Origin of the sequence: Aeromonas sanarellii, from assembly GCF_000820085.1 — a bacterium.
Taxonomy (GTDB): domain Bacteria; phylum Pseudomonadota; class Gammaproteobacteria; order Enterobacterales; family Aeromonadaceae; genus Aeromonas; species Aeromonas sanarellii.
The window spans coordinates 51,640-74,186 of sequence record NZ_CDBN01000007.1 but is presented as its reverse complement, the minus strand read 5'-3'; the positions used below and the strand labels follow the sequence as shown (position 1 = coordinate 74,186).

General features: G+C 63.7%; 21 protein-coding genes, 2 pseudogenes and 1 riboswitch. Of the genes and pseudogenes, 6 read left to right on the top strand and 17 right to left on the bottom strand.

Annotated features, from left to right (window positions below; translation table 11 throughout):
* Window positions 1-44: 44 nt before the first annotated feature.
* A complete protein-coding gene (locus BN1132_RS01405) occupies window positions 45-1,739 on the bottom strand; it encodes an NAD-dependent malic enzyme (protein ID WP_042074337.1) in 1,695 nt (564 codons plus the stop codon).
* A 55-nt stretch (window positions 1,740-1,794) separates the two neighbouring features.
* The gene (locus tag BN1132_RS01400) at window positions 1,795-2,652 is read right to left on the bottom strand and encodes a helix-turn-helix transcriptional regulator (RefSeq protein ID WP_042074335.1); all 858 of its coding nucleotides are present in this window, start codon (window positions 2,650-2,652) and stop codon (window positions 1,795-1,797) included.
* Between the two features lie 120 nt (window positions 2,653-2,772).
* Here BN1132_RS01400 and BN1132_RS01395 point away from each other — a divergent pair, with 120 nt between their 5' ends.
* Both BN1132_RS01395 and BN1132_RS01390 read left to right on the top strand, forming a co-directional pair.
* The gene (locus BN1132_RS01395; RefSeq protein ID WP_042074333.1) at window positions 2,773-4,152 is read left to right on the top strand and encodes an MATE family efflux transporter; all 1,380 of its coding nucleotides are present in this window, start codon (window positions 2,773-2,775) and stop codon (window positions 4,150-4,152) included.
* A gap of 121 nt (window positions 4,153-4,273) precedes the next feature.
* Window positions 4,274-4,522: a YciN family protein gene (locus BN1132_RS01390; protein ID WP_042074332.1), complete on the top strand. Its 249-nt coding sequence runs from the start codon at window positions 4,274-4,276 to the stop codon at window positions 4,520-4,522.
* 30 nt (window positions 4,523-4,552) lie between these two features.
* Here the strand turns inward: BN1132_RS01390 and BN1132_RS01385 are convergent, their stop codons facing one another.
* Complete coding sequence (locus BN1132_RS01385; RefSeq protein WP_042074331.1) at window positions 4,553-5,692, bottom strand: GGDEF domain-containing protein; 1,140 nt, start codon at window positions 5,690-5,692, stop codon at window positions 4,553-4,555.
* Between the two features lie 245 nt (window positions 5,693-5,937).
* Here BN1132_RS01385 and BN1132_RS01380 point away from each other — a divergent pair, with 245 nt between their 5' ends.
* Window positions 5,938-7,332: a nucleobase:cation symporter-2 family protein gene (locus BN1132_RS01380; protein WP_042074329.1), complete on the top strand. Its 1,395-nt coding sequence runs from the start codon at window positions 5,938-5,940 to the stop codon at window positions 7,330-7,332.
* A 99-nt stretch (window positions 7,333-7,431) separates the two neighbouring features.
* The gene (locus tag BN1132_RS01375; RefSeq protein ID WP_042074327.1) at window positions 7,432-8,142 is read left to right on the top strand and encodes a lipoyl protein ligase domain-containing protein; all 711 of its coding nucleotides are present in this window, start codon (window positions 7,432-7,434) and stop codon (window positions 8,140-8,142) included.
* Window positions 8,143-8,239: 97 nt separating this feature from the next.
* Here BN1132_RS01375 and BN1132_RS01370 read toward each other — a convergent pair whose 3' ends face one another.
* Window positions 8,240-9,616 carry an alanine/glycine:cation symporter family protein gene (locus BN1132_RS01370; RefSeq protein WP_042074326.1) on the bottom strand — a complete coding sequence of 459 codons (1,377 nt, stop codon included), beginning with the start codon at window positions 9,614-9,616 and terminating at the stop codon, window positions 8,240-8,242.
* A gap of 264 nt (window positions 9,617-9,880) precedes the next feature.
* Window positions 9,881-9,991, bottom strand: a riboswitch (glycine riboswitch).
* A 506-nt stretch (window positions 9,992-10,497) separates the two neighbouring features.
* On the opposite strand from BN1132_RS01370, the gene BN1132_RS01365 reads away from it, so the two are divergent.
* Window positions 10,498-11,646: a type III PLP-dependent enzyme gene (locus BN1132_RS01365; RefSeq protein WP_042074325.1), complete on the top strand. Its 1,149-nt coding sequence runs from the start codon at window positions 10,498-10,500 to the stop codon at window positions 11,644-11,646.
* A gap of 65 nt (window positions 11,647-11,711) precedes the next feature.
* On the opposite strand, the gene BN1132_RS01360 is transcribed toward BN1132_RS01365, so the two are convergent.
* The 3 genes from BN1132_RS01360 to yfcD form a co-directional block, all read right to left on the bottom strand.
* The gene (locus BN1132_RS01360; protein WP_042074323.1) at window positions 11,712-12,680 is read right to left on the bottom strand and encodes a calcium/sodium antiporter; all 969 of its coding nucleotides are present in this window, start codon (window positions 12,678-12,680) and stop codon (window positions 11,712-11,714) included.
* Between the two features lie 124 nt (window positions 12,681-12,804).
* Window positions 12,805-13,278: a peroxiredoxin gene (locus BN1132_RS01355; RefSeq protein ID WP_042074320.1), complete on the bottom strand. Its 474-nt coding sequence runs from the start codon at window positions 13,276-13,278 to the stop codon at window positions 12,805-12,807.
* A gap of 113 nt (window positions 13,279-13,391) precedes the next feature.
* Window positions 13,392-13,892, bottom strand: a complete 501-nt coding sequence (yfcD, locus tag BN1132_RS01350) for an NUDIX hydrolase YfcD (protein ID WP_167335692.1) — start codon at window positions 13,890-13,892, stop codon at window positions 13,392-13,394.
* 195 nt (window positions 13,893-14,087) lie between these two features.
* Between yfcD and BN1132_RS01345 the strand changes: the two genes are divergently transcribed.
* Complete coding sequence (locus BN1132_RS01345; RefSeq protein WP_042074318.1) at window positions 14,088-14,303, top strand: DUF1107 family protein; 216 nt, start codon at window positions 14,088-14,090, stop codon at window positions 14,301-14,303.
* Between the two features lie 92 nt (window positions 14,304-14,395).
* On the opposite strand, the gene BN1132_RS01340 is transcribed toward BN1132_RS01345, so the two are convergent.
* From BN1132_RS01340 to BN1132_RS01290, 10 genes and pseudogenes are all read right to left on the bottom strand, one after another.
* Window positions 14,396-15,139, bottom strand: coding sequence for an amino acid ABC transporter ATP-binding protein (locus tag BN1132_RS01340; protein ID WP_042074317.1), 744 nt, complete (start codon window positions 15,137-15,139; stop codon window positions 14,396-14,398).
* 13 nt (window positions 15,140-15,152) lie between these two features.
* Complete coding sequence (locus tag BN1132_RS01335) at window positions 15,153-16,247, bottom strand: amino acid ABC transporter permease (RefSeq protein ID WP_042074316.1); 1,095 nt, start codon at window positions 16,245-16,247, stop codon at window positions 15,153-15,155.
* A 9-nt stretch (window positions 16,248-16,256) separates the two neighbouring features.
* Complete coding sequence (locus tag BN1132_RS01330; RefSeq protein WP_042074315.1) at window positions 16,257-17,444, bottom strand: amino acid ABC transporter permease; 1,188 nt, start codon at window positions 17,442-17,444, stop codon at window positions 16,257-16,259.
* Between the two features lie 60 nt (window positions 17,445-17,504).
* On the bottom strand, window positions 17,505-18,524 hold the full coding sequence (locus tag BN1132_RS01325) for an amino acid ABC transporter substrate-binding protein (protein ID WP_042074314.1): 1,020 nt from the start codon (window positions 18,522-18,524) through the stop codon (window positions 17,505-17,507).
* Window positions 18,525-18,976: 452 nt separating this feature from the next.
* Window positions 18,977-19,276 (bottom strand): DUF2845 domain-containing protein, encoded by a 300-nt coding sequence (locus tag BN1132_RS01320; protein ID WP_084202532.1) that lies wholly within the window; start codon window positions 19,274-19,276, stop codon window positions 18,977-18,979.
* Window positions 19,273-20,286: an ABC transporter permease gene (locus BN1132_RS01315; RefSeq protein ID WP_042074384.1), complete on the bottom strand. Its 1,014-nt coding sequence runs from the start codon at window positions 20,284-20,286 to the stop codon at window positions 19,273-19,275. Before BN1132_RS01315 ends, BN1132_RS01320 begins: the two co-directional genes overlap by 4 nt.
* 73 nt (window positions 20,287-20,359) lie before the next feature.
* Window positions 20,360-21,241 carry an ABC transporter ATP-binding protein gene (locus tag BN1132_RS01310; protein ID WP_042074312.1) on the bottom strand — a complete coding sequence of 294 codons (882 nt, stop codon included), beginning with the start codon at window positions 21,239-21,241 and terminating at the stop codon, window positions 20,360-20,362.
* 137 nt (window positions 21,242-21,378) lie between these two features.
* A complete protein-coding gene (locus BN1132_RS01305) occupies window positions 21,379-21,990 on the bottom strand; it encodes a BamJ family beta-barrel-assembly machinery protein (RefSeq protein ID WP_010673478.1) in 612 nt (203 codons plus the stop codon).
* A 183-nt stretch (window positions 21,991-22,173) separates the two neighbouring features.
* A pseudogene (locus BN1132_RS20420) lies at window positions 22,174-22,284 on the bottom strand (copper homeostasis protein CutC); the annotation flags it as partial.
* Window positions 22,285-22,430: 146 nt separating this feature from the next.
* Window positions 22,431-22,544 (bottom strand): annotated as a pseudogene (locus BN1132_RS01290) (copper homeostasis protein CutC); the annotation flags it as partial.
* Between the last annotated feature and the right edge of the window lie 3 nt (window positions 22,545-22,547).

Genomic DNA, 22,547 nt, shown 5'->3' with positions numbered 1-22,547 from the left:
AGGGATGCTGATGCATCCCTTCTGTTTTTCGGTGGCTCCCCCGGTCAGAACGAGGTGCGGCGATAGCGGCGGTATTCCGGACGCCAGAAGTTCGCCTCTATGGCCTGATCGATCACATCATCCGGGGTCTGCACCGCCTTGCCCTGCAGCATGGCGGTCTTGGCCACCATCTTGGCGATGTAGCGGGAGACCCGGTGGATGTCAGCCAGATCCGGCAGGAGGGAGCCCTCCTCCCCCTTCACCAGGGGCGAGCAGTCCGCCAGGGCGCGGCTGGCCGACATCAGCATGGCATCGGTCACCCGGTTGGCGCCGGAGGCGATGACGCCAAGACCAATTCCCGGGAAGATGAAGGAGTTGTTGCACTGGGCGATGACATAGCGCTTGCCCTTGTACTCCACCGGTGCGAACGGGCTGCCGGTGGCCACCAGCACCTGGCCGTCGGTCCAGCGGATGAGATCCGCCGGGGTGGCCTCCACTCGGGAGGTGGGGTTGGAGAGCGGGAAGATGATGGGGCGGGCGCAGTGCTTGTGCATGGTCTTGACCACCTCCTCGGTGAAGAGGCCGGGCTGACCGGAGACCCCGATCAGGATGTCCGGGCGACCGTGTTCCATCACCTCCAGCAGGGAGATGTTGTCCCCCACCGGCCACTCCTTGATCCGCTCCAGCGGCTGGGAGAGCTTGCGCTGGAAGTCGAGCTGGTTGGGGATCTTGTCGGTGATGAGACCGAAGCGGTCGACCATGAAGACCCGGCCCCGCGCCTCGGCGTCGGTCAGCCCTTCGGCCTTCATCTGCGCCACTATCTGCTCGGCGATGCCGCACCCGGCGCTGCCGGCACCGAGGAAGGCGACCCGCTTCTCGGAGAGTTTGGCGCCGGAGGCCTTGCAGGCGGCGATGAGGCTGCCGAGGGTCACGGCAGCGGTGCCCTGGATGTCATCGTTGAAGCAGCACAGCTCGTCCTTGTAGCGGTTGAGCAGCGGGGTGGCATTGCCCTGGGCGAAGTCCTCGAACTGCAGCAGGATGTCGGGCCAGCGACGCTTGACCGCCTGGATGAAGGCGTCGACGAACTCGTCGTACTCCTCCCCGGAGATGCGCGGGTGGCGCCAGCCCATGTAGAAGGGGTCGTTCAGCAGCTGCTGGTTGTTGGTGCCCACGTCCAGCACCACCGGCAGGCAGTAGGCGGGCGAGATGCCGCCGCAGGCGGTGTAGAGGGACAGCTTGCCGATGGGAATGCCCATGCCGCCGATGCCCTGATCCCCGAGACCCAGGATCCGTTCGCCGTCGGTGACCACGATCACCTTGACGTTCTGCTTGGTGGCGTTCTGCAGCATGTCATCGATCCTGTCCTTGTCCGGATAGGAGATGAACAGCCCGCGGGCACGGCGATAGATGTTGGAGAACTCCTCGCACGCCTTGCCCACGGTCGGGGTGTAGATGACCGGCAGCATCTCGGTCAGGTGGTTGTTCAGCAGGCGGTAGAACAGGGTCTCGTTGGTATCCTGGATGTTGCGCAAATAGATGTGCTTGTCCATGTCGTTGCCGAACGCCATGAACTGGCGGTAGGCGCGCTCGGCCTGCTCTTCGATGGTCTCGATGTTCTGGGGCAGCAGGCCTTCCAGATTGAAGCTGCTGCGCTCTTCGCTGGTGAAGGCGCTGCCCTTGTTGAGCAGGGGCGTCTCCAGCAGGGCCGGGCCTGCGTAGGGGATGTAGAGGGGACGTTTCTGATTATTGTCTTCAAACATGGATCTGTACCTTGACTGTGTGGCCCGCCGATCCTATGGGCTTGAGCCAACAATTTCAAAGGGTTTGCATGTCTGTTGCGAAAGGTTTGCGACCCAGGCGGCGAAAGGCCCCAGGGGTCTGACCAGTCAGGCGCCGGAAGCGGTTCGCGAAGTTGGCTCCGTCGCTGTAACCGACCCGGCTGGCGAGCTCGCCGAGGGGCCAGTTGGTGTAGAGCAGCAGCTGGCGCGCCTTGTTCATGCGAAGCTGGGTCAGCCAGGCCATGGGGCCCATGCCGAACGCCTGCTGACAGAGACGGTGCAGGTGGGGCACGGAGCAGGCCATCTGCTCGGCGAGCAGGGCCACGCTCCAGGGCTCGTCCAGGCGCGCCTCCACCCGGCGAAACAGCGCCTGCAGCCGCAGCTCCGGGGTGCCGCGCACCTCCCCTTGCAGGGTGCGGTCCAGCAGGGCCAGCAGCAGGCTCAGCAGCTGGGGTTGCAGGGGCGAGCGGACCCCCTCCCCCTGCATCAGGCTGAGCAGGTGATAGAGCCGATCCCCTTCCTCCCCCTGCCAGATGCGATGGCCGAGCCGATGCAAGTGGTGCCAACGCGGCACGTCGTCCAGCAGGATCCAGCTGATCTGCCAGCGCTCCCCGGCGAGGCGTAGCCCCCCCGGCACGGCCGCCGGCAGGAATACCAGGGCCCCGGCCGGGATCGGCTGCTCCCCTGCCTCGGTCAGCAGCATGCCCCCCTCGTCGTGACTCACCATCAGGATGTGGAATTCGGGCCTGTTGCGACGGATCAGATAGTGATCCCGCAGCTGGGAGAGCCCGGTCAGGAAGATCCCCGCCTCCCCGAGCAGGGGCAGACCTTCGCGCCCCAGCATCCGCTCCTCGCAGGCCGGGGCAATTTCCAGACACTCGCTGACAAATGGCATAGCACCTCAACAGGATAGTTTTGCACAAGAAAGCCGAGAGAGGCTCACAGTGGAACAGCCCCTTTTCTCCCCTATCATACCCAAGACAAACCTTGATTTTCACATGCCCGGTTAACATAAATGAATTATTGGCAAGCGATTTTAAAACAAACCACCGATCGTGAGTTCATGACCAGACTGTGGCGACTGGCCCTGCCGGTGTCGCTGCAGTCCATGATGTTCTCCCTGCTCGGCCTCATCGACATCATGATGGTGAGCCAGCTCGGCACCACCGCAGTGGCGGCGGTCGGCTTGGGTAACCGGGTCTTCTTCTTCAATCTGCTGGTGATAGCGGGGCTCTCGGGCGGCGTCTCGGTGTTGGCGGCACAGTATTACGGCCGGGGGGATCTCGCCGGGGTGCGCCGCTCCCTGGCGCTGGCCCTGGTGGGTGCCCTGCTGGTGAGCCTGCCGTTTGCCCTCATCTATGTGCTCTCGCCGGGCAGTGTGCTGGGCTTCGCCAGCCAGGATCCCGTGCTGCGCCCCCTGGCCGACGAGTTCCTGATGATCACCGGCGCCACTATCCTCTGCACCGCCGTGGTGGTGCCCCTGGAGGCGGCACTGCGCTCCGTGGGCAACGCGGCGGCACCGACCCGGATCGGCATCGTCGCCATCATCGCCAACGTCATCCTCAACTATGCCCTCATCTTCGGCCACTTCGGCTTCGAGGCCATGGGGGTGGCAGGCTCGGCCTGGGGCACCACGCTGTCGCGCCTGCTGCAGACCGCGCTACTGCTCGTCTATGTGCTGCGCCAGGAGCCCCGGCTGGTGCCGCGCCTGGCGGACTGGCTGGCGGCCTTCAAGCGCAGGGAGGTGGTGCGCTTCACCCTGATCGCCCTGCCGCTGCTGCTGCACGACGGGCTCTGGGCCTTCGGCATGCTGCTCTACGGCTTCCTCTACGCCCACCTCGGCACGGATTCCCTGGCCATTATGACCACCCTGGGGACGCTCGAGAGCATCCTCATCTCCCTCTTCTTCGGGCTGGCGGTGGCCTGCTCCACCCTGCTCGGCCACCGGCTCGGGGCCGAGGAGTATGACGAGGCCTGGCAGCACTCCCAGCTGTTCCTGCTGCTCGCCCCCGTCGGCGCCCTGCTGGTGGGGATCGCGGTCTGGCTGATGCAGGGCAGCCTGCTGCAGTGGGTCGGCAACCTGCCCGGCGAGCTCATGGGGGAGGCGGGCCAGGTACTCGCCATCATGTGCCTTGGCATGCTGCTCAAGGTGTTCAACATGGTGGGCATCGTCGGGGTGCTGCGCTCGGGGGGCGACGTGAACTACAGCATCTTCATCGACATCGTCGGCATGTGGTGCATCGGCCTGCCGCTCGCCTGGGTGGCGGTCAGCCTGCTCGGCTGGCACCTCTCCTGGGTGGTCGCCGTGGTGCTGCTGGAGGAGCTCGCCAAGGTGCTGCTGGTGCAGCGCCGCATCCGTCAGCGCCACTGGCTCCGAAATCTGGTGCTGGGATAAAAGAGGGGCGAGGCGGGGTCATATCAATGACAGAAAATCCCCCCTTGCAGTATGCTGGCCCCCTCTTCAATCAGCGACGGGGCGCATTTTGCTCCGTCAGCAGTCGTTAAAGGAGATGCACATGCAACCACAGAAAGAGGCGATCACCGAGACGGCCCTGCTGGAGATGGCCAACAGGATCATCCGGGAACACGAGGACTTCATCCACGGCATGCGCGCCGACTCGGTGGAGCAGAAGGGGGACATCCTGGTGTTCAAGGGGGAGTTCTTCCTGGCGGAAGATGGCACCCCGACCGGCAAGACCATGGCGGTCTTCAACATGTTCAAGCTGCTGGCCCAGCAGTTGTCAGGCAAGTACCGGTTGAACTGAGATCGCAATCCCTCCGACAAGATGCCGCCTTCAGGCGGCATCCGTCCTAGTGGGCCCGGATTGTTCCGACGTCTTCGCCAGTTCGCCCACCACGCAGTTGCGCCCCGCCATCTTGGCGCGATAGAGACACTCGTCGGCCCGGTTGAGCAGCGCCTCTATTCCCTCCCCGCGCCGCGCCAGGGTCAGGCCTATGCTCACCGTCACCTCCAGCAGCTCGTCCGAGGTGGGGCTCTTCACCAGGCGCGCCTCCACCGCCACCCGCAGCCGCTCCGCCACCCGCTTCGCCTGGGCCAGCTCCGGGCAACGGGGCAGCAGGATGGCAAACTCCTCGCCACCATAACGCCCCAGCACCATGCCGGGCTCCAGCTGCTCCGCCAGGGTCGTCGCCACCTCCCGCAATACCGCATCTCCCGCCAGATGGCCGAAGGTATCGTTGATGCGTTTGAAGCGATCCAGATCCAGCAGCAGCACCGCGAACGGTGCCTGCTTGCGGATCATGGCGGCCCTGGCCTTTTCGAGCTGCTTCATCAGCAGGCGACGGTTCATCATGCCGGTCAGCTCGTCCGTGGTGGACTCCCGGTAGAGCTGCAGCAGCATGTTGAGCTGGCCGCACTGCACCCAGGCGCTGGCGACGGCAAAGAGCCCGAGCAGCCAGATCTGGTTGAGGGTCTGCACGCTCCAGAGCGACTGCCCCACCAGCAGCCAGTTGCCGGCCAGCATGGTCACCAGTATGCCACCCGACAGTTGCAGGCTGAGGGAGAGCGGAATGGGGAAGATGGCGAACAGGCTGATCAGCAGATAGGGAAAGGCCATGTAGCCAGCCTGCAACTCCTGATCCGCGCCGAAGCTGTGCAAACAGATGAGGGAGAAGAGCATCATCACCCCCATCAGATAGCCCAGCGCCAGCTTCATGCGCTCACGCCTGAAGTGGATGAGATAGGAGAGCGGGATCAGGGGGGAGAGGGCCAACAGGCAGAAGACGCGCGCCTGGAGCAGTGCCTCGAACTGGGTGGCGGGCAGGGTCAGCCAGTCCACCAGCGCCCAGGCGGGCAGCCCCACCATCAGCACGCAGATGAGCAGCCGCAGGCGCACCGTCATAAAGCCCATGCGGGTCAGGGTAAAATCTTCGGAGTGGGCACGGGCACTCCAGAACTCCGACAGCTTCAGCATCCAGAGCCTCCATCTTCCAACTGAGGGCTCATTCTACACCGTCCCCGCCGGGATGCATCAGCACGCCTCCGGTTTATGACGGTATCGGTCCCACGCAAACCGGCGGATCATAAACGCCACGGGAAAACGTTTCAACCTATCAAAAAATAAACCTTTTCCCGCTCAATTAACGCTGGAAAGCCTCGTTTCAATCACTACAATGGCGCCCAATTTTCTCCCCCTCCCCCACATTATCCGAGGTATTTATGGAACAGGCAGCCGTCGCGCGCGCCCCCGTCGAGGCCCATCCCCCCAGGCGACCCCACAGCGAACTGGTCTACGGCATAGAGGATGTCCCGCCCCTGCCCCAGACCCTGTTCGCCGCCCTGCAGCATATGCTCGCCATGTTTGTCGCCATCATCACCCCGCCCCTCATCATCGCCAACGCCCTGGGCCTCCCGGCCGAAGACACCCGCTATATCGTCTCCATGTCCCTGGTCATGTCCGGCATCGCCTCCTTCATCCAGACCCGCCGCTTCGGCCCCCTCGGCTCCGGCCTGCTGTCGGTGCAGGGCACCAGCTTCAACTTCCTCGGCCCCATCATCGCCTCCGGTCTCGCCCTCAAGCAGGCGGCCATGCCCACCGAGGATCTGCTGGGCACCCTGTTCGGCACCATGCTGGCGGCCGCCCTCACCATCGTCGTGATGAGCCGCTTCCTGCACCTGGTCAAACGGATCATCACCCCGCTGGTGACCGGCATAGTCGTGCTGCTCATCGGCCTGACCCTGATCAAGGTCGGCCTCATCAGCATGGGTGGCGGCTACGGCGCCCTCTCGGATGGCAGCTTCGCCAGCCACTCCAACCTCTTCCTCTCCCTGCTGGTGCTCGGCCTCATCGTGCTGCTGCAGCGCAGCCGCAACCCCTGGCTGCGCCTCTCCGCCATCATGATCGCCATGCTGGCGGGCTATGCGGTGGCGCTGCTGCTGGGCAAGGTGAGCGCCCCCACCTTCGACGGCCCCCTGGTGATGGTGCCCATCCCGCTCCACTACGGGCTCGGCTTTGACTGGCAGCTGTTCGTGCCGCTCGCCATCATCTTCGTGGTGACGGCACTGGAGGCCATCGGCGACATGACCGCCACTTCGGACATCTCCGGCGAGCCGCTGGAAGGGCCCGTCTACATGGAACGGATCAAGGGGGGCGTGCTGGCCGACGGCGCCAACTCCATGCTGGCGGCGGTCTTCTCCACCTTCCCCATGTCCACCTTCGCCCAGAACAACGGCGTCATCCAGCTGACCGGGGTGGCCAGCCGCCACGTCGGACTCTTCATCGCCGCCATGCTGGCCCTGCTCGGCCTGTTCCCGGCGGTGGCGAGCCTGGTACAGCAGATCCCCGAACCCGTGCTCGGCGGCGCCACCATCGTCATGTTCGGCACCATCGCCGCCGCCGGCGTGCGCATCATCTCCCGAGAGGAGCTGGACCGCCGCGCCCTGATGATACTGGCGGTATCGCTCGCCATGGGTCTCGGGGTAGCCCAGGTGCCCGAGGTGTTGCAGCACCTGCCGGAGCTCGCCAGGAGCGTGCTCTCCTACGGCGTCGCCACCGGCGGCCTCACCGCCATCATAATGAACCTGCTGCTGCCCAAGCGCGCCGCCCAGGCCTGACGCCCCGCCATGTCACAGGTAAAGCCCCGCAGTGCGGGGCTTTACCTTGTTTACCACCACGGGTACTGTGCTGGGCAGCCTCTGCCCGAGAATGCCACCATGCCCTATACCCTGCTTCCCCCCCTGCCCAGCAGCCACACGCCGGATCAGATCCTGGCCGAGGAGCAGCGCTGGCTGCGGGAATGTGCCCATGACCGCCAGCCCCGCGCCCACCTCTGGCAGGCCCCCCAATGCCTCATCGTCACCCGCAAGGACACCCGCTTGCCCCGCTACCACGACGCCTGCGAGCAGCTTGCCGCCGAGGGCTGGCCGGTGTTCGTGCGCGACAGCGGCGGCACCGCCGTGCCCCACGGCGCCGGCATCCTCAACCTGTCGCTCATGCTGCCCCGTACCACCACGGATCTCGCCCACTACTACCGGCGGCTGGGGGCGCCGCTGCTCGGCCTGTTGGGGGAGTACGGTCTCGCGGGAAACTACGACTTCGTGCCCGGCTCGTTTTGCGACGGCCAGTACAATCTGGTGATCGGGGGACGCAAGGTGACCGGCACCGCCCAGCGCTGGCTGGCGCCGGGTCAGGATCACCAAGGGGCCATGCTGGCCCAGGCCATGCTGCTCGTAGCGGGGGATGTGGATGAAGGCACCCGGATGGCGAGCCGCTTCTACGAGCTGGCGGGCGGGGAGCTGCGTTTCTTGCCCGGCACCTCCACCACGCTGGCGCGCTGCATTGGTTGGCAGGAGTGCGATGAAAGGCTGGTGGACAAGGTACGAACACGGTTGGAGAGCCTGCTGGGCGAGGAGCAGACGTCCTGACCCTCTCCCAGAAAGAGCGGAAAGGCCCCATCCATGGCGCCATGAAACAAAAGCCACGACTTGGGTCGTGGCTTTTTCATTTCTGCGTGGTGCAGGGTCAGGCCGTCTGCGGCTCGGGCTCGGACTCCGCATCCCGGTCCCGGCTGAAGTAGGCGCGGGTCTCGGCGATCACCACGTGGCGCAGGCCGATGAGACCGATGAGGTTGGGCACCGCCATCAGGCCGTTGACGATGTCGGCCAAGAGCCAGATCAGGTCCAGATGCAGGAAGGCCCCGCTCGCCACCAGCACCAGATAGATGAGGCGGTAGGGTTTGATCGCCTTCACCCCGAACAGGTACTCGGTGCAGCGCTCGCCGTAGTAGTTCCAGCCAAGGATGGTGGTAAAGGCGAAGAACAGCAGGCCGATGCTCACCAGATACTGACCGACATGGGCATCAAGCCCCTGGGCAAAGGCCAGACTGGTCATGGCCGCACCGCTCGCATCGCCGCTCCACACCCCGGTCACCACCAGCGTCAGGCCGGTCATGGTGCAGATGATGATGGTGTCGATGAAGGTACCTGTCATGGAGACCAGCCCCTGCTCCACGCACGAATCCGTCTTGGCCGCCGCCGCCGCGATGGGGGCCGAGCCCAGCCCGGACTCGTTGGAGAAGACCCCGCGGGCCACCCCGGACTGGATCGCCAGCATGATGCCGGCGCCGACGAAGCCGCCGGTGGCCGCATGGCCGGTGAAGGCGCTCTCGATCACCAGCATGACGGCATCCGGCAAGGCGCCGGCGTTGTTCACCAGCACCCCGGCACAGGCCAGGATGTAGAAGATGGCCATGAAGGGGACCACCTTGCTCGACACGCTGGAGATGGACTGGATGCCCCCCAGGGTCACCAGCGCCACGATCAGGGTCAGCACCACGGCGGTCGCCTCGCGGGGCACCGAGAAGGAGAGGCTCATGGCGTCACTGATGGCGTTGACCTGGGGGAAGGTACCGATGCCGAAGAAGGCGACGCCGATGCCGAACAGGGCGAATAGCCTGGCGAGCGGCCTGGAGCCGAGCCCCTTCTCCAGGTAGTACATGGGGCCGCCCGCCATCTGGCCGTTGGCGTCCTGCTGGCGATATTTGACCGCCAGCAGACACTCGGCGTACTTGGTGGCCATGCCGAACAGGGCGGCCATCCACATCCAGAACAGGGCGCCGGGGCCGCCGAGCTTGATGGCGGTGGCGACCCCGACGATGTTGCCGGTGCCTATGGTGGCGGAGAGGGCGGTGCAGAGCGCGCCAAAGCTGGAAACATCCCCCTGCTTGCCCTGCCCCTGATCGCGACCAAAGACCAGCTTGAGGGCGAGCGGCAAACGCACCACCTGAAGCAGACCCAGACGCAGGGTGAGGTAGACGCCGGTCCCGACCAGCAGGATCAGCAGGGGCGGACCCCAGACAAAGCTATCGATGGCGGCGAGCGCCGATTGAATTGATGACATGCATCCTCCTTAAAAAACAACGATTAAGGAGGAGAAGGATGATCTTCCCATAGGTGTCGCGATCGGCCAGAGGCGATCGGATGCAGGCCAAGAATGTGTTCACACTCTTACTGCGAGGCAGTGATCAAGGCTCATGCGCAGCTCGCTTATGTGGGACCGAGAGGCTCATGTATTCACATACACTCCGGTTCCTGCGAGGCTCTTTACCTTGCTGACGACCTCTCGTGACAGATCGTGAACAGTTCCAAGCCCAGGTACAACCATCCCATCCCCTCTGTCCTTTTGCCTGAGAGTTTCCGGCGCCAGATTGCGATGCAATCGTGGTGCCTTGCTCCTTCGGCGCCCGATCTAACGGGTCTCTCCAGAGTATCGTCCAGTAGCAGTCCACACCGGTTGCCCGGTACCTGAAAGATTCACTTCTTCGGTGGATGGTTGCCCATCGCTCTCCTGCTACCTTCATCCGAACTAGTTTGGATTAGGAAGCGGGCATGGTAATCTAAAAACTGTGAGCTGTCTCCCACTCCCTGGCCCCGGCGCCCCCTTTTTACATAGCCGCAACACCCAGGCCTGATGTTATTAGTTCGTTAACTATCAACAGCTTATCAAGCTCCCTTCGGGGGCGATCCCCATCACGGCCCTGAACGCTCCCCGTATCAAGAGCCTGTTTCGTCTCGACCAGAAAAACTTGCCAACATATCCAATCAAAATGCTTGCACACAAACTCAATAAGCCGATAATCCCGCGCATAACTAAGCACTTCGCAAGGGAGTTATGCATTGTGCCTGGTTGGTCCCTCCGGACCGCTCGCCTGAGCCGGCCGTCGCCGGTTCAATCGCATATGGCTTGGGCATATCACGCCCCCTAAGGACTATCAAAAGAGAATGAACGAGACCCTGGTCGCACAAGATTACCGTCAGTTGGTTGAACAATTCGGCTCTCCCCTGCTGCTGCTCGACAAGGCAGCCGTCCGCAAACAGTATCGGGCCCTGGCAGCCGCCCTGCCCGATGTGCGCTTGCATTATGCACTCAAGCCCCTGCCCCACGAGGCGGTGGTCTCTGTCTTGAAGGAAGAGGGGGCCTGTTTCGATCTGGCCACCAATGGCGAAGTGGATCTGGTGCGCAGCCAAGGGGTTCGCCCGGGGCGCTGCATCCATACCCATCCCATCAAGCGCGACAGCGACATCCGTTATGCCCTGGAATTCGGCTGCACCGTATTTGTCTATGACAACCCGCTGGAGCTGGAGAAATTCCTGCCTTACAAGGACGAGGTGAAACTGCTGCTGCGCGTCAGCTTCCCGAACCCCGAGACCAAGGTCGACCTTTCCAAGAAGTTCGGCTGCACCCCGGAGCAGGCGCTGCCGCTGTTGCAACTGGCCCAGGCCAAGGGGATCAAGGTGATGGGACTGTCGTTCCATGTCGGCTCCCAGGTGCCCCACGCCCGTCGCCACGTGCAGGCCATCGACGCCTGCCGCGAGATCATGGAGCAAGCCTGGGATCTCGGCCTCAAGCCCTGGGTACTGGACATCGGCGGCGGCTTCCCGGTGGACTATGACGGCGGCGAGTTCGACATCGACGGCTTCTGCGCCCCCATTCGCGAGGCGCTGGCGAAGCTGCCGGCCACCGTGCAGAAGATTGCCGAGCCGGGCCGCTTCATCAGCGCGCCGGCCATGACCTCGGTCGCCAGCGTGATGGGCAAGGCCCACCGCGGCGACAAGATCTGGTACTACCTGGATGACGGCCTCTACGGCAGCTACAACGGCCAGCTCTACGACCACGTCACCTACCCGGTGAGCACGCCCTATGCCAGCGGCCCACAGCACAATGCCGTGCTCTCCGGCCCCACCTGTGACAGCGTGGATGTCATTCGCGACGACATCATGTTGCCGGATCTGGCCATCGGCGAACTGGTGGTGGGCCGGGTGATGGGAGCCTACACCTGGGCCTCCGCCTCCACCTTCAACTTCTTCCCCAAGGCGAGCATCCTCATCCTGGACAGCGCCCAGAAGCAGAAGCTGGTCGCCGTGGCCTGACGGGTTGCCAACACCGAAAACGAGAGGGGGAAGCCGATGCTTCCCCCTCTCTCATGTCATCCGGCCTAGATGAACTGGCTCGTCAGCAGCCAGCCCGTGTAGGCGACGAAGATAGCGAGCAGCACGCCCCCCTCCAGCCGGTTGATCCGCCCCGGCCCCTTGCGACCCAGACACATCACCAGCAGCAACAGGGTCAGCCCCATCATCAGGCTCCAGTCACGGCTGAGCACCTCGGGCGCCACCGCGAGCGGATGGATGCCGGCGGCGATCCCGACCACGGCCAGGGCATTGAACAGGTTGGAACCGAGCACGTTACCGAGGGCCAGATCGTGCTCGTTCTTGCGAATGGCGATCAGCGAAGAGGCGAGCTCCGGCAGGGAGGTGCCTACCGCCACTATGGTAAGGCCAATCACCAGATCGCTGATGCCAAGCGCCTGGGCGATGGTCACCGCCCCCCACACCAGCAGGCGGGAGGCCGCGATCAGCAGCACCAGACCGACGATGAGCCAGAGGATGGCACTCTTGAGGGACATGCCCTCACTCTCGATGTCTTCCTCCGTCTCCACATCCAGCGCATCCCCCTTGCCATTCATGCCGGCCCAGATGGACCAGCCCATCAGGCCGACGAAGACCCCCCCCAGGATGGCGGCATCCGTGCGATCCAACTGGCCGTCCAGCAACAGGGCGCCGGAGAGCAGGGTGATGGCGAGCAGGACGGGGATCTCCTTGCGCACCACCTGGGAGGCTACCGCGATGGGGCTGATCAGGGCGGTCAGCCCCAGGATCAACGCGATATTGGTGATGTTGGAGCCATAGGCGTTACCGAGCGCGAGCCCGGGGTTGCCTTGGGAGGCAGCCAGGGCCGACACCACCATCTCCGGGGCCGAGGTGCCAAAGCCGATGATCACCATGCCGATCAGCAGCGGCGGCATGCCAGCATACCGGGCAGTCGCGGCGGCACCGTCCACGAACTTGTCCGCACTCCAGACCAGCAGTGCCAGTCCGGCTATCAGGGCAACAAAAGCCAGGGTCATAACATCTCCATTCCATCGCCAGCAAATGCGAGAGCCAGGCGATGGCCCGGCTCTCTCCAGAAGTGGGCCCAGTGTAACGGGCCGACTTTCCATTTCAAGGGAAAATCAAACGGCGATTAATCTTTCACAGCGCCGCCAGCAGGCTCTGGGCATCCGAGACCTCGAACTTGCCGGGGGCCTCCACAAACAGCCGCTCCACCACCCCGTCATTGGCGATGAGGGCAAAGCGCTGGGCGCGCAGGCCGCCAAAGGCACCGGTCTCCTTGGCAAGGCCCAGGGCCCGGGTCCAGCTGCCGTCCCCATCCGCCAGCATGGTGATGGCCTCCGCGTTCTGGGCGTCCTGCCAGGCCCTCATCACGAAGGCGTCGTTCACCGACAGGCAGCAGAGGGCATCGACCCCCTTCTCCTTGAACTTGTCCGCCAGCACTACATAGCCGGGCAGGTGGGCGTTGGAGCAGGTGGGGGTGAAGGCACCGGGCACCGCAAACAGCACCACCCGCTTGCCCGCGAACAGGGTCTGGGTATCCTTCACCTGCTTGCCCTCGGCGGTGATAAGGGTAAATTCCCCTGCGGGCAGGGTCTGACCGACCGTGATCATGATGACTCGTCCTTATGTGGTTCAAAGAGGCCCAGTCTACCCCAATCCGCAAAAGGGCGAACAGGCTCCCGTCCGGGATAACAAAGGGGATGCCCTACGAGCACTTCCGGCGGCTACCCTTGACCTGATTGCGAGCGTCGCGCCTGCCAGGTGGCGATGGCGAGCAAAGAGTCGGGGGTGAATTCGGCGGCCCGCTCGGCGATCTCGCCCAGGCTCATCCAGTGCACCTCGCTCACCTCCTCCGCCTGAAGCTGCACCGGCCCCTGATAATGGCAACTGAAGAGGCCGCCCCAGACCCGGTAACCCTCCCCTTCGGCATAGAAGGTGCCAAAATCCTGGAGGGGCACGCCGTGGATCCCCAGCTCCTCCGCCAGCTCGCGCCGGGCGGAGGGCTCCATCGCCTCACCCTGGGTGACCACGCCGCCGGCGCAGGCATCCAGCATGCCGGGACAGAAGTCCTTGCCGAGGGTGCGCCGCTGCACCAGCACGCGATCCTGTTCGTCCAGCACCAGGATGTAGCTGGCGCGATGGCGCAGGTTTTCCCGCCGAACCCTGGCGCGCTCGGCAACTCCTATCACTCTGTCCTGCTCGTCTACTATGTCCACCCACTCCACGTGCGGCACCTTTGTCATTCATGAGATGGCCGCAGTATATCGGGGCCGGGGTCGGGGACGGCACTACTTTTTCGGCCCCAGTGTGGATCCTTCCCTGATGGGAAGTGGATTCATACAAACCTTTCTCAAACTGTCACATCAGTGTCACTGTCCATCGGCATAGTGTGCCCTGTCCAAACAACAGGGTCTCTTGCCATGAAGGTGTTCAAGCAGTGGTCTCCCCGTCGAATTGCTCGCTATATCAAGAGTTTTCATCATGGAAGCTTCATGGTGGAGGCGCTGGGGCGGTTTGAGTTTCAAGGGGGGATCATCGATGTGAGGACGCTGAGCTGCCGTCAGGCGTTGAGCCTGGCCCGGCAGATCAACCTGGCGGTGCGCGACCTGCGCACCAGCACCCCGTTGCCGGGCTGACATACTCCTTTCCGTCTGTAGTCTGCTTCCATGCACGTCTTTGCCCGCCGCTCACTGGAGCGTGCGGGCCGTTTTTATGGCGTGACTCGGTTTCAGTGCTGCAGGATCTGGGAGAGGAACAGCTTGGTCCGCTCCGACTGGGGATGGTCGAAGAACTGATCCGGCACGTTCTCCTCGATGATCTGGCCGCGGTCCATGAAGATCACCCGATCCGCCACCTGCTTGGCAAAGCCCATCTCGTGGGTGACGCAGAGCATGGTCATCCCCTCGTGGGCCAGCTCCACCATGACATCCAGCACCTCGCGCACCATCTCGGGGTCGAGCGCCGAGGTTGGCTCGTCAAACAGCATCACCTGGGGGTTCATGCACAGACTGCGGGCGATGGCGACGCGCTGCTGCTGGCCGCCGGAGAGCTGGCCCGGGTACTTGAGGGCCTGCTCCGGGATCCTGACCCGGCGCAGGAAGGTCATGGCAATCTCCTCGGCCTCCTTGCGCGGCAACTGCTTGACCCAGATGGGGGCCAGGCAGCAGTTCTCCAGCACCGTCAGGTGGGGAAAGAGGTTGAAGTGCTGGAACACCATGCCCACCTCACGGCGCACCGTCTCTATGTTCTTGAGATCCGAGGTGAGCGCCGTGCCCTTGACCAGGATGTCCCCGCTCTGGTGCTCCTCCAGCCGGTTGATGCAGCGGATCATGGTGGACTTGCCCGACCCCGATGGCCCGCAGATGACGATCTTCTCCCCTCTGCCCACCTGCAGATTGATGTTGCGCAACACATGAAACTCACCGTACCACTTGTTGACGGCTTTCAGTTCTACTACCGCGTCCGTTTTCATATCGAAACTGCTCCTAATGCTTGTGGCCCGTGTTGAGTTTGCGCTCCAGATAGATGGAGTAGCGGGACATGCCAAAACAGAACATCCAGAAGATCATGGCAATGAAGACATAAGCCTCGGTGGAAAAACCCAGCCAGGCCGGATCCGCCAGCGCCACCTTGGAGATGGCCAGCAGATCGAACAGGCCGATGATCAGCACCAGGCTGGTGTCCTTGAACAATGAGATGAAGGTGTTCACCAGGGAGGGAATGGTGATCTTGAGGGCCTGGGGCATGATGATGAGCCCCATCACCTTCCAGTAGGAGAGCCCCAGCGCATCCCCCGCCTCGTACTGTCCCTTGGGGATCGCCTGCAGCCCCCCTCTCACCACCTCTGCCACATAGGCCGCCTGGAACAGGATGATGCCGATGAGCGCCCGCAGCAGCTTGTCGAGCTCCACCTCGGTACTCATGAAGAGCGGCAGCATGACGGACGCCATGAAGAGTACTGTGATGAGCGGCACCGCCCGCCAGAACTCGATGTAGACGGTGGAGAGGCTGGAGATGACCGGCATGTGGGAGCGACGCCCCAGCGCCAGCAGGATGCCGAACGGCAGGGCCACCACTATGCCCACCACCGCCAGTACCAGGGTCAGCATCAGGCCGCCCCAGCGGTTCGTCTCCACCACAGTGAGGCCGGCCCCGCCATGGATCAGGAAGAAGGCGATGACGGGGAATACCAGCAGCGTAAACAGCGCCAGCCACCCCTTGCGCGGGGTGCGCGGCCAGATCAGCAAGGCCAGCAGCACCGCCAGGCCGGCGAAGGCCAGATTGATGCGCCAGTACTGATCAACCGGGTAGAAGCCATAGAGGTATTGCCCCAGACGGCTCTCGATAAAGACCCAGCATGCCCCGCCCTGGCTGCAGTCCGCACGGCTGCTGCCCTGCCAGGTGGCGGAAAACAGCGCCCAGTCCAGTGCCGACCAGAGCAGCGGCAGCAACAGCCAGGCCAGCACCAGGGTCAGCAGGCCGTTCCACCAGTTGGGAAAGAGATTCTGCCTGAGCCAGGCGACCAGCCCCCGGCGATGGCTGGGAGGCGGCAGCGCCTCCTGCAATTCATTCACGAACATGACAGCTCCCTAGCGCTCGACCAGCGTCATCCTGCGGTTGTAGATGTTCATCAACACCGAGGTGGTGATACTGATGATGAGATAGACCCCCATGGTCATGGCGATGACCTCGATGGCCTGCCCGGTCTGGTTGAGGGTGGTGCCCATGAACACAGAAACGAGATCCGGGTAGCCGATGGCCGTGGCCAGCGAGGAGTTCTTGGTGAGGTTCAGGTACTGGCTGGTCAGGGGAGGAATGATCACCCGCATCGCCTGGGGGATGACCACCAGCCGCAACGTCTTGGTGGGCGACAGCCCGAGGGCGGAGGCCGCCTCCGTCTGTCCCTTGCTGATGGCCAGGATGCCGGATCGCACTATCTCGGCGATGAAGGCCGCCGTGTAGATGGTCAGCGCCAGCAACAGGGCCGCGAGCTCAGGCAGTACCGTCAGCCCCCCCCGGAAGTTGAACCCCTGCAGGGTCGGCACGCTCCAGGTGAGCGGACTGCCCGCCAGCAGGAAGGTAACGGCCGGGAGCAGAATGACCAGACCGGCTGTCGTGCGCCAGAACGGGAAGATCCTGCCGGTCAGCGCCTGGCGGCGCCGCGCCCAGCGGCTCAGTCCCCAGCTCAGCACGACGGCCAGCAACAGGGCCCAGAGCACATAACCAAATCCCTCTTCAAACAAGGGCTTGGGCAGATAGAAGCCCCGCACGTTGAGAAAGGCGAGCCCCCCCAGCTCCACGCTCTCGCGGGGGGAAGGCAGGGTGCGCAGCACCGAGAAATACCAGAAGAAGATCTGCAGCAGCAGCGGAATGTTGCGAAACGTCTCTATGTAGACGGCCGCAATCCGCGCCACCAGCCAGTTGCGCGACAGGCGCGCCACCCCGAGCACGAAGCCGAGCAGGGTGGCAAACAGGATGCCGAGCACCGAGACCAGCAGGGTGTTGAGCAGCCCCACCAGGAAGGTGCGGCCGAAGGTATGGGTCTCGTCATAGGGGATCAGGCTCTGCAAGATGCCGAAGCCGGCCGTGTTGCCCAGGAAATCGAAGCCGGTGGTGATGCCACGGGTGGCCAGATTGGTCAGGGCATTGTTGACGATGTAGAACAGGAACGCGATAACGGCCGCCACGGCCAGGCACTGGAAGAGCAGCGCCCGCACCTTGGCGTCATACCACCAGCGGCCCTGTTCCTTCCTATGGTTTGATGCTTGTAGCGCCATGAGGATGACTCCGACAAAGCCAGGGGAAATGGGGGGCAGGGCCCCCCGATTGCAGTCAACTCAGCGGATGGGCGGCGCGTACATCAGGCCGCCCTTGTTCCAGAGTGCATTGATGCCGCGATCGATCTTGAGGGGGGAGCCGGCACCGACGTTGCGATCGAAGGATTCGCCATAGTTGCCGACCTGTTTGACTATGTTGTAGGCCCATTTGTCATCCAGGCCCAGCACGCTGCCCTTGGGTTCTTCCAGCCCCAGCAGACGGCGGATATCCGGGTTGGTGGACTTGAGCATCTCGTCCACATTGGCGCTGGTGACCCCGGCCTCCTCGGCGTTGAGCATGGCATTCAGACTCCAGCGCACCACCTTGAACCACTGTTCATCCCCCTGACGCACCGCCGGGCCCAGGGGCTCCTTGGAGATGACTTCGGGCAGCACCAGGGCCTCGTCCGGCTTGGTCAGCTTGATCTTGAGGGAGTAAAGCTGAGACTGATCCGAGGTCAGCACGTCGCAGCGGCCTGCTTCGAATCCCTTGACGGTCTGATCCGAGGTGTCGAACACCACAGGGGTGTATTTCATGCCGCCGTTGGCACGGAAGTAGTCGGCCAGGTTGAGCTCGGTTGTGGTGCCGGACTGGATGCAGACGGCGGCGCCGTCCAGCTCCTTGGCGCTCTTGACCCCGAGGGCCTTGTTCACCAGGAAACCCTGGCCATCGTAGTAGTTCACCCCGGCAAAGGTGAGGCCGAGGGAGCCATCCCGGGTCAGGGTCCAGGTGGTGTTGCGCGACAGCAGATCCACCTCACCGGATTGCAGGGCGGTGAAACGCTCCTTGGCGGTCAGGGAGACATACTTCACCTTGCCGGCATCCCCCAGCACGGCGGCGGCGACGGCGCGGCACACGTCCACGTCCAGGCCGGTCCAGACCCCCTTGGCATCCGGGTTGGAGAAGCCGGGCAGACCATCGCCGACCCCGCACTGCACGAAGCCCTTCTTCTTGACCGAGTCCAGAGTCCCCTCTGCCCACACATTGGCTGCCACCAGCGACAGCACCACTACCATACCTGCCTTGTGTATCTGCTTCATGTCACTCTTCCCTGTGGTTTGATTCGAACAGGCACCCAAACCAAGCAAGATGCCGTCACTTCCCTGCGTTTTCGCAGCTTATCCAGCGGCTCAAAAACCTGTCAATCGGTGCAACCCGGCCCAAGCATGGTGCAACAGCACAAAATATGAGAACGAGGTGATATGCACTCTTAGAATCAAAAGTAGACCCTTATTTGCCAAATAGCCTGCTGTCAAAAGCCTTCCATCCTATGAGGATTTTTTTTCGCAAAAATGTCGAATGCACCGTGATGGGGCAGAGAAATCTGCTGATAACTCACTCATCAGGCTCGTTTTTCTGCCGGCAGGCCCGCTATTGGGTGGGATGAACCAATATCGGGCAGCCACGCTCTCTGGCATTGAAACCGGGGATAGAGGGGGGATGAAGCCGGGAGCCACAGGGCGGCACATGGGGTGAGATCCCGGCCGGGGACTCAGCCGCCGCGGGGGCCGTCTTCGATCTCGGTGATGACGCCGTTTTCGACGGTGACAAACTGCATGAACTCGCTCCTGCCGAAGTTGTAGGTCCAGCGCTCAGCATATTTGACCGTCATCCTCGCCCCGAAGCCGTTCTCCTCGTAGCGGGTGAGATCCTCCTTGAGCAGCGGCTGACCGCAGCGGATCAGCAGTTCGGCCGTGGTGTCCCCCTCGGTCAGCAGGGCGCTCTTGCAGCGCAGGGTGCCGGCATGCACCGGTAAGGCTGCCACCAGCAGCAACCACAGAATTGGCTTCATTTCGCGCTCCATTTGAACAGCACCGCCCCCAGCGTGACACACACCAGGGCAAACACCATGACTTGACCCAGGGTCCCCGCCACCGCCTGCCACCCGGCCCCTTCCAGCATCACGGCACGGGCGGCCTCGATGATCTGGCTGAGCGGCAAGCGCGCCCCCAAGGCCTGCAGCCAGGGAGGAGAGCCTTCCAGCGAGAACCAGACGCCGGATAAGAACATCATGGGCAAGCTGATGAGATTGAGCAAACCGCTCGCCAGCTCCTCGTTCTGGATCCGGGCGGCGATAAGCAGCCCGAGGGAGGCCATGGCCGTGCCGCCGACCAGGGCGATCAGCAGCAACAGCCAGCCCGACCCGAGCAGGGGTACATCCAGCAACCAATGGGCCACCAGGAAGACCAGCAGGCTCACCACCAGGGTGATCAGCACCCGTGACAGCAGTTGGGCACAGAGAAACTCGGCGGCCGAGAGCGGGGTGGCCCGCAGCCGCTTGAGCACTCCGTTCTTGCGATAGCGCACGATGACGAAGCCGACCCCGAACAGGCCGGAGAACATCAGGTTCATGCCGATCACCCCGGGCAGCAGCCAGTCGCCGTAGCGGATGGCCCGGCCGCTCAGGGTCTCCCTCTGCAAGGGGGCCTGCACCGCCTGGCGCAGCAGGTATTCGGCCATGGCCCCCTGGGGGGCGTCAGGGTTGACCCAGTAGCGGTGCGCCTCTGGTGAGAGCAGCAGGTCCAGCTGGTGGTGGCGCACCCTGAGCCGGCCCCTGGCTTCCTCGTCATAGGGGATGATCTTGAGCAGCGGGACGGCGCGCAGCGGGGCGTAAGTGGCGGGCAGCTCCCCCAGCACGCCGATCTGCACCAGCGGCCTGGGCGGGCCAGAGAAGATGAGGGAGAAGCCGATGACCAGCAGGAGTGGAAAGACCAGGTTCCACACCAGGGCGGCCCGATCGCGCACGAACTCCAGGTTGCGGGCATAGAAGAGCGCACCTATGCGCCTGAGGGATCCCGTCATCTTCCGCTCCTTGAACAGGCTGGTGTCGGTAACATGCTGGCAGGCGCCGCAGGGCGCCACCATGAGGCGGCGTTCATGCGCCGCTCCGCAGGCTGTGGCCGGTCAGGTGCAAAAAGAGATCCTCCAGGTTTGGGGAGCGCACCTGCATGCCGGTGAGCGGCACGCCCAGACTCAGCAGCCTTGGCAGCAGGGTCGCCACGTCGGGGCAACAGAGCTCCACCTGATCGCCTACCGGACGCAGGGGATAGCCGAGCCCAGCCAGGGCCGGGTGCCCCCCAAGGCGCACCAGCACGCCGTCGAAGTGTTGCGCCAGCAAGGCCGCCGGCGTATCCAGACTGAGCAGGTGGCCGTGATCGACGATGGCAATCAAATCGCACAGTTGCTGCGCTTCGTCCATGTAGTGGGTGGTGAGCACCACCGTCTTGCCCTGGGCCTTGATCGCCTCTATTCGCTGCCAGAAGTGGTGGCGCGCCTGGGGATCCAGTCCTGTAGTGGGCTCATCCAGAAACAGCAGTTCGGGATCCCCGAGCAGGGCCAGGGCCAGCAGCAGGCGCTGACGCTGGCCCCCCGAGAGCTTGCGACTGTCCCTGTCGATGAACTCGCCCAAGGCGCACAGATCGATGAGCAGCTCCCGTGGCAAGGGATTGGGGTAGAGGCTGGCGAACAGGCGCAGGGTATCGCGCACCGTCAGGAAATCCTGTAGCGCCGTGTGCTGGAACTGGATGCCGATGCGGGAGCGATAATCCGGGCCGCGCGGGGCGCCGTGAAACAGGATCTGGCCGCTGTCCGGGGTGAGGATCCCCTCCAGCAGCTCTATGGTCGTGGTCTTGCCCGCCCCGTTCGGCCCGAGCAGGCCGAAACAGCTGCCGGCGGGAATGGCAAAGCTGAGCCCGTCCACCGCCTTGACGCCGGGGAAGTGCTTGACGAGATCGACGACCTCGATGATAGCTGCCATGGCGTGTCACCCTCACATGGCCGGAATGGACGACGCTCTGACTATATCCAAATCCCCGCCGAAGGCACATGGCCCGTTTGGGCGGTCCAAAAACAAACGGCGACCCCAGGGTCGCCGTTTGCATCACGCCAGCCGGATCACAGGATGTCCAGCAGCTCCACTTCGAATACCAGAGCGGAGTACGGCGGGATGGAGCCGGCGCCACGGGCACCGTAGGCCAGATCCTGCGGAATGTAGAGCTTCCACTTGGAGCCAACCGGCATCATCTGCAGCGCTTCCACCCAACCGGCGATCACGCCGGTCACCGGGAACTCGGCCGGTTGGCCGCGAGCAACGGAGCTGTCGAACACGCCACCGTGGGTGAAGGTACCGTGGTAGTGCACGCGCACGGACTGACCGGCAACCGGCACGGCGCCATTGCCTTCGACCATGACTTCATATTGCAGACCGGAGTCGGTGGTCTTCACTTCGGCGCGCTTGGCGTTGTCGGCCAGGAAGGCTTCGCCTTCGGCGGCAGCGGCCTTGGCGGCAGCTTCCTGCTCTTCCTGCATGCGGGCGGTGATCACCTGGAAGGCATCGTTGATATCGTCACGGCTGACCGCGAACTCCAGGCCGTTCAGGGCATCTGCCAGACCTTGTTGCAGGGCCGGGATATCCAGACCGGCGAAGGCTTGCTGAGCCAGTTGGTCGCCCATGTTACGGCCGATGCCGTAGCTGGCCTTCTGTTCGATAGAGTCGTATTGGGACATTGAGAGGTTGCTCCGGGTCCTGATGGTAAAAGAGACGGGATGATAACAGACTTTTTCGCGAGGTGCTGCGGGCGACGGTCCTGATTTCCCAGCCTCTGGGAGGGAGTTCACATCCGCCCCTCATCCCCGGGCCCTTCTCCCGCGAGGGGCGAAGGGGGAAGAAACGGCTGCGCCAATCCCTCCTCAGGCCTGAAGCAGGGCCCTCACCGCCGCGACCTTGGCGCCGTCGGTGAGATTGACCCGGCCGTCGTCCGAGGTCCTCATGTTGACCCCGCAGGGAGGGACACCATGCCGCCGCGTCAATTCACCCTCAGGCCAGATCCAGCAGGGCCCGCACCGCCGCGACCTTTGCGCCGTCAGTGATATTGACCCGGCCGTCGTCCGAGGTCCTCATGTTGACCCCGCAGGGAGGGACACCATGCCGCCGCGTCAATTCACCCTCAGGCCTGATCCAGCAGGGCCCGCACCGCCGCGACCTTGGCACCGTCGGTGATATTGACCCGGCCGTCGTCCGAGCTCCTCATGTTGACCCCGCTGGGAGGGACACCATGCCGCCG

Coding starts and splice junctions, on each gene's coding strand:
- BN1132_RS01405 (WP_042074337.1), bottom strand. CDS start 1,739: ATGTTTGAAGACAATAATCAGAAACGTCCCCTCTACATCCCCTACGCA.
- BN1132_RS01400 (WP_042074335.1), bottom strand. CDS start 2,652: ATGCCATTTGTCAGCGAGTGTCTGGAAATTGCCCCGGCCTGCGAGGAG.
- BN1132_RS01395 (WP_042074333.1), top strand. CDS start 2,773: ATGAATTATTGGCAAGCGATTTTAAAACAAACCACCGATCGTGAGTTC.
- BN1132_RS01390 (WP_042074332.1), top strand. CDS start 4,274: ATGCAACCACAGAAAGAGGCGATCACCGAGACGGCCCTGCTGGAGATG.
- BN1132_RS01385 (WP_042074331.1), bottom strand. CDS start 5,692: ATGCTGAAGCTGTCGGAGTTCTGGAGTGCCCGTGCCCACTCCGAAGAT.
- BN1132_RS01380 (WP_042074329.1), top strand. CDS start 5,938: ATGGAACAGGCAGCCGTCGCGCGCGCCCCCGTCGAGGCCCATCCCCCC.
- BN1132_RS01375 (WP_042074327.1), top strand. CDS start 7,432: ATGCCCTATACCCTGCTTCCCCCCCTGCCCAGCAGCCACACGCCGGAT.
- BN1132_RS01370 (WP_042074326.1), bottom strand. CDS start 9,616: ATGTCATCAATTCAATCGGCGCTCGCCGCCATCGATAGCTTTGTCTGG.
- BN1132_RS01365 (WP_042074325.1), top strand. CDS start 10,498: ATGAACGAGACCCTGGTCGCACAAGATTACCGTCAGTTGGTTGAACAA.
- BN1132_RS01360 (WP_042074323.1), bottom strand. CDS start 12,680: ATGACCCTGGCTTTTGTTGCCCTGATAGCCGGACTGGCACTGCTGGTC.
- BN1132_RS01355 (WP_042074320.1), bottom strand. CDS start 13,278: ATGATCACGGTCGGTCAGACCCTGCCCGCAGGGGAATTTACCCTTATC.
- BN1132_RS01345 (WP_042074318.1), top strand. CDS start 14,088: ATGAAGGTGTTCAAGCAGTGGTCTCCCCGTCGAATTGCTCGCTATATC.
- BN1132_RS01340 (WP_042074317.1), bottom strand. CDS start 15,139: ATGAAAACGGACGCGGTAGTAGAACTGAAAGCCGTCAACAAGTGGTAC.
- BN1132_RS01335 (WP_042074316.1), bottom strand. CDS start 16,247: ATGTTCGTGAATGAATTGCAGGAGGCGCTGCCGCCTCCCAGCCATCGC.
- BN1132_RS01330 (WP_042074315.1), bottom strand. CDS start 17,444: ATGGCGCTACAAGCATCAAACCATAGGAAGGAACAGGGCCGCTGGTGG.
- BN1132_RS01325 (WP_042074314.1), bottom strand. CDS start 18,524: ATGAAGCAGATACACAAGGCAGGTATGGTAGTGGTGCTGTCGCTGGTG.
- BN1132_RS01320 (WP_084202532.1), bottom strand. CDS start 19,276: ATGAAGCCAATTCTGTGGTTGCTGCTGGTGGCAGCCTTACCGGTGCAT.
- BN1132_RS01315 (WP_042074384.1), bottom strand. CDS start 20,286: ATGACGGGATCCCTCAGGCGCATAGGTGCGCTCTTCTATGCCCGCAAC.
- BN1132_RS01310 (WP_042074312.1), bottom strand. CDS start 21,241: ATGGCAGCTATCATCGAGGTCGTCGATCTCGTCAAGCACTTCCCCGGC.
- BN1132_RS01305 (WP_010673478.1), bottom strand. CDS start 21,990: ATGTCCCAATACGACTCTATCGAACAGAAGGCCAGCTACGGCATCGGC.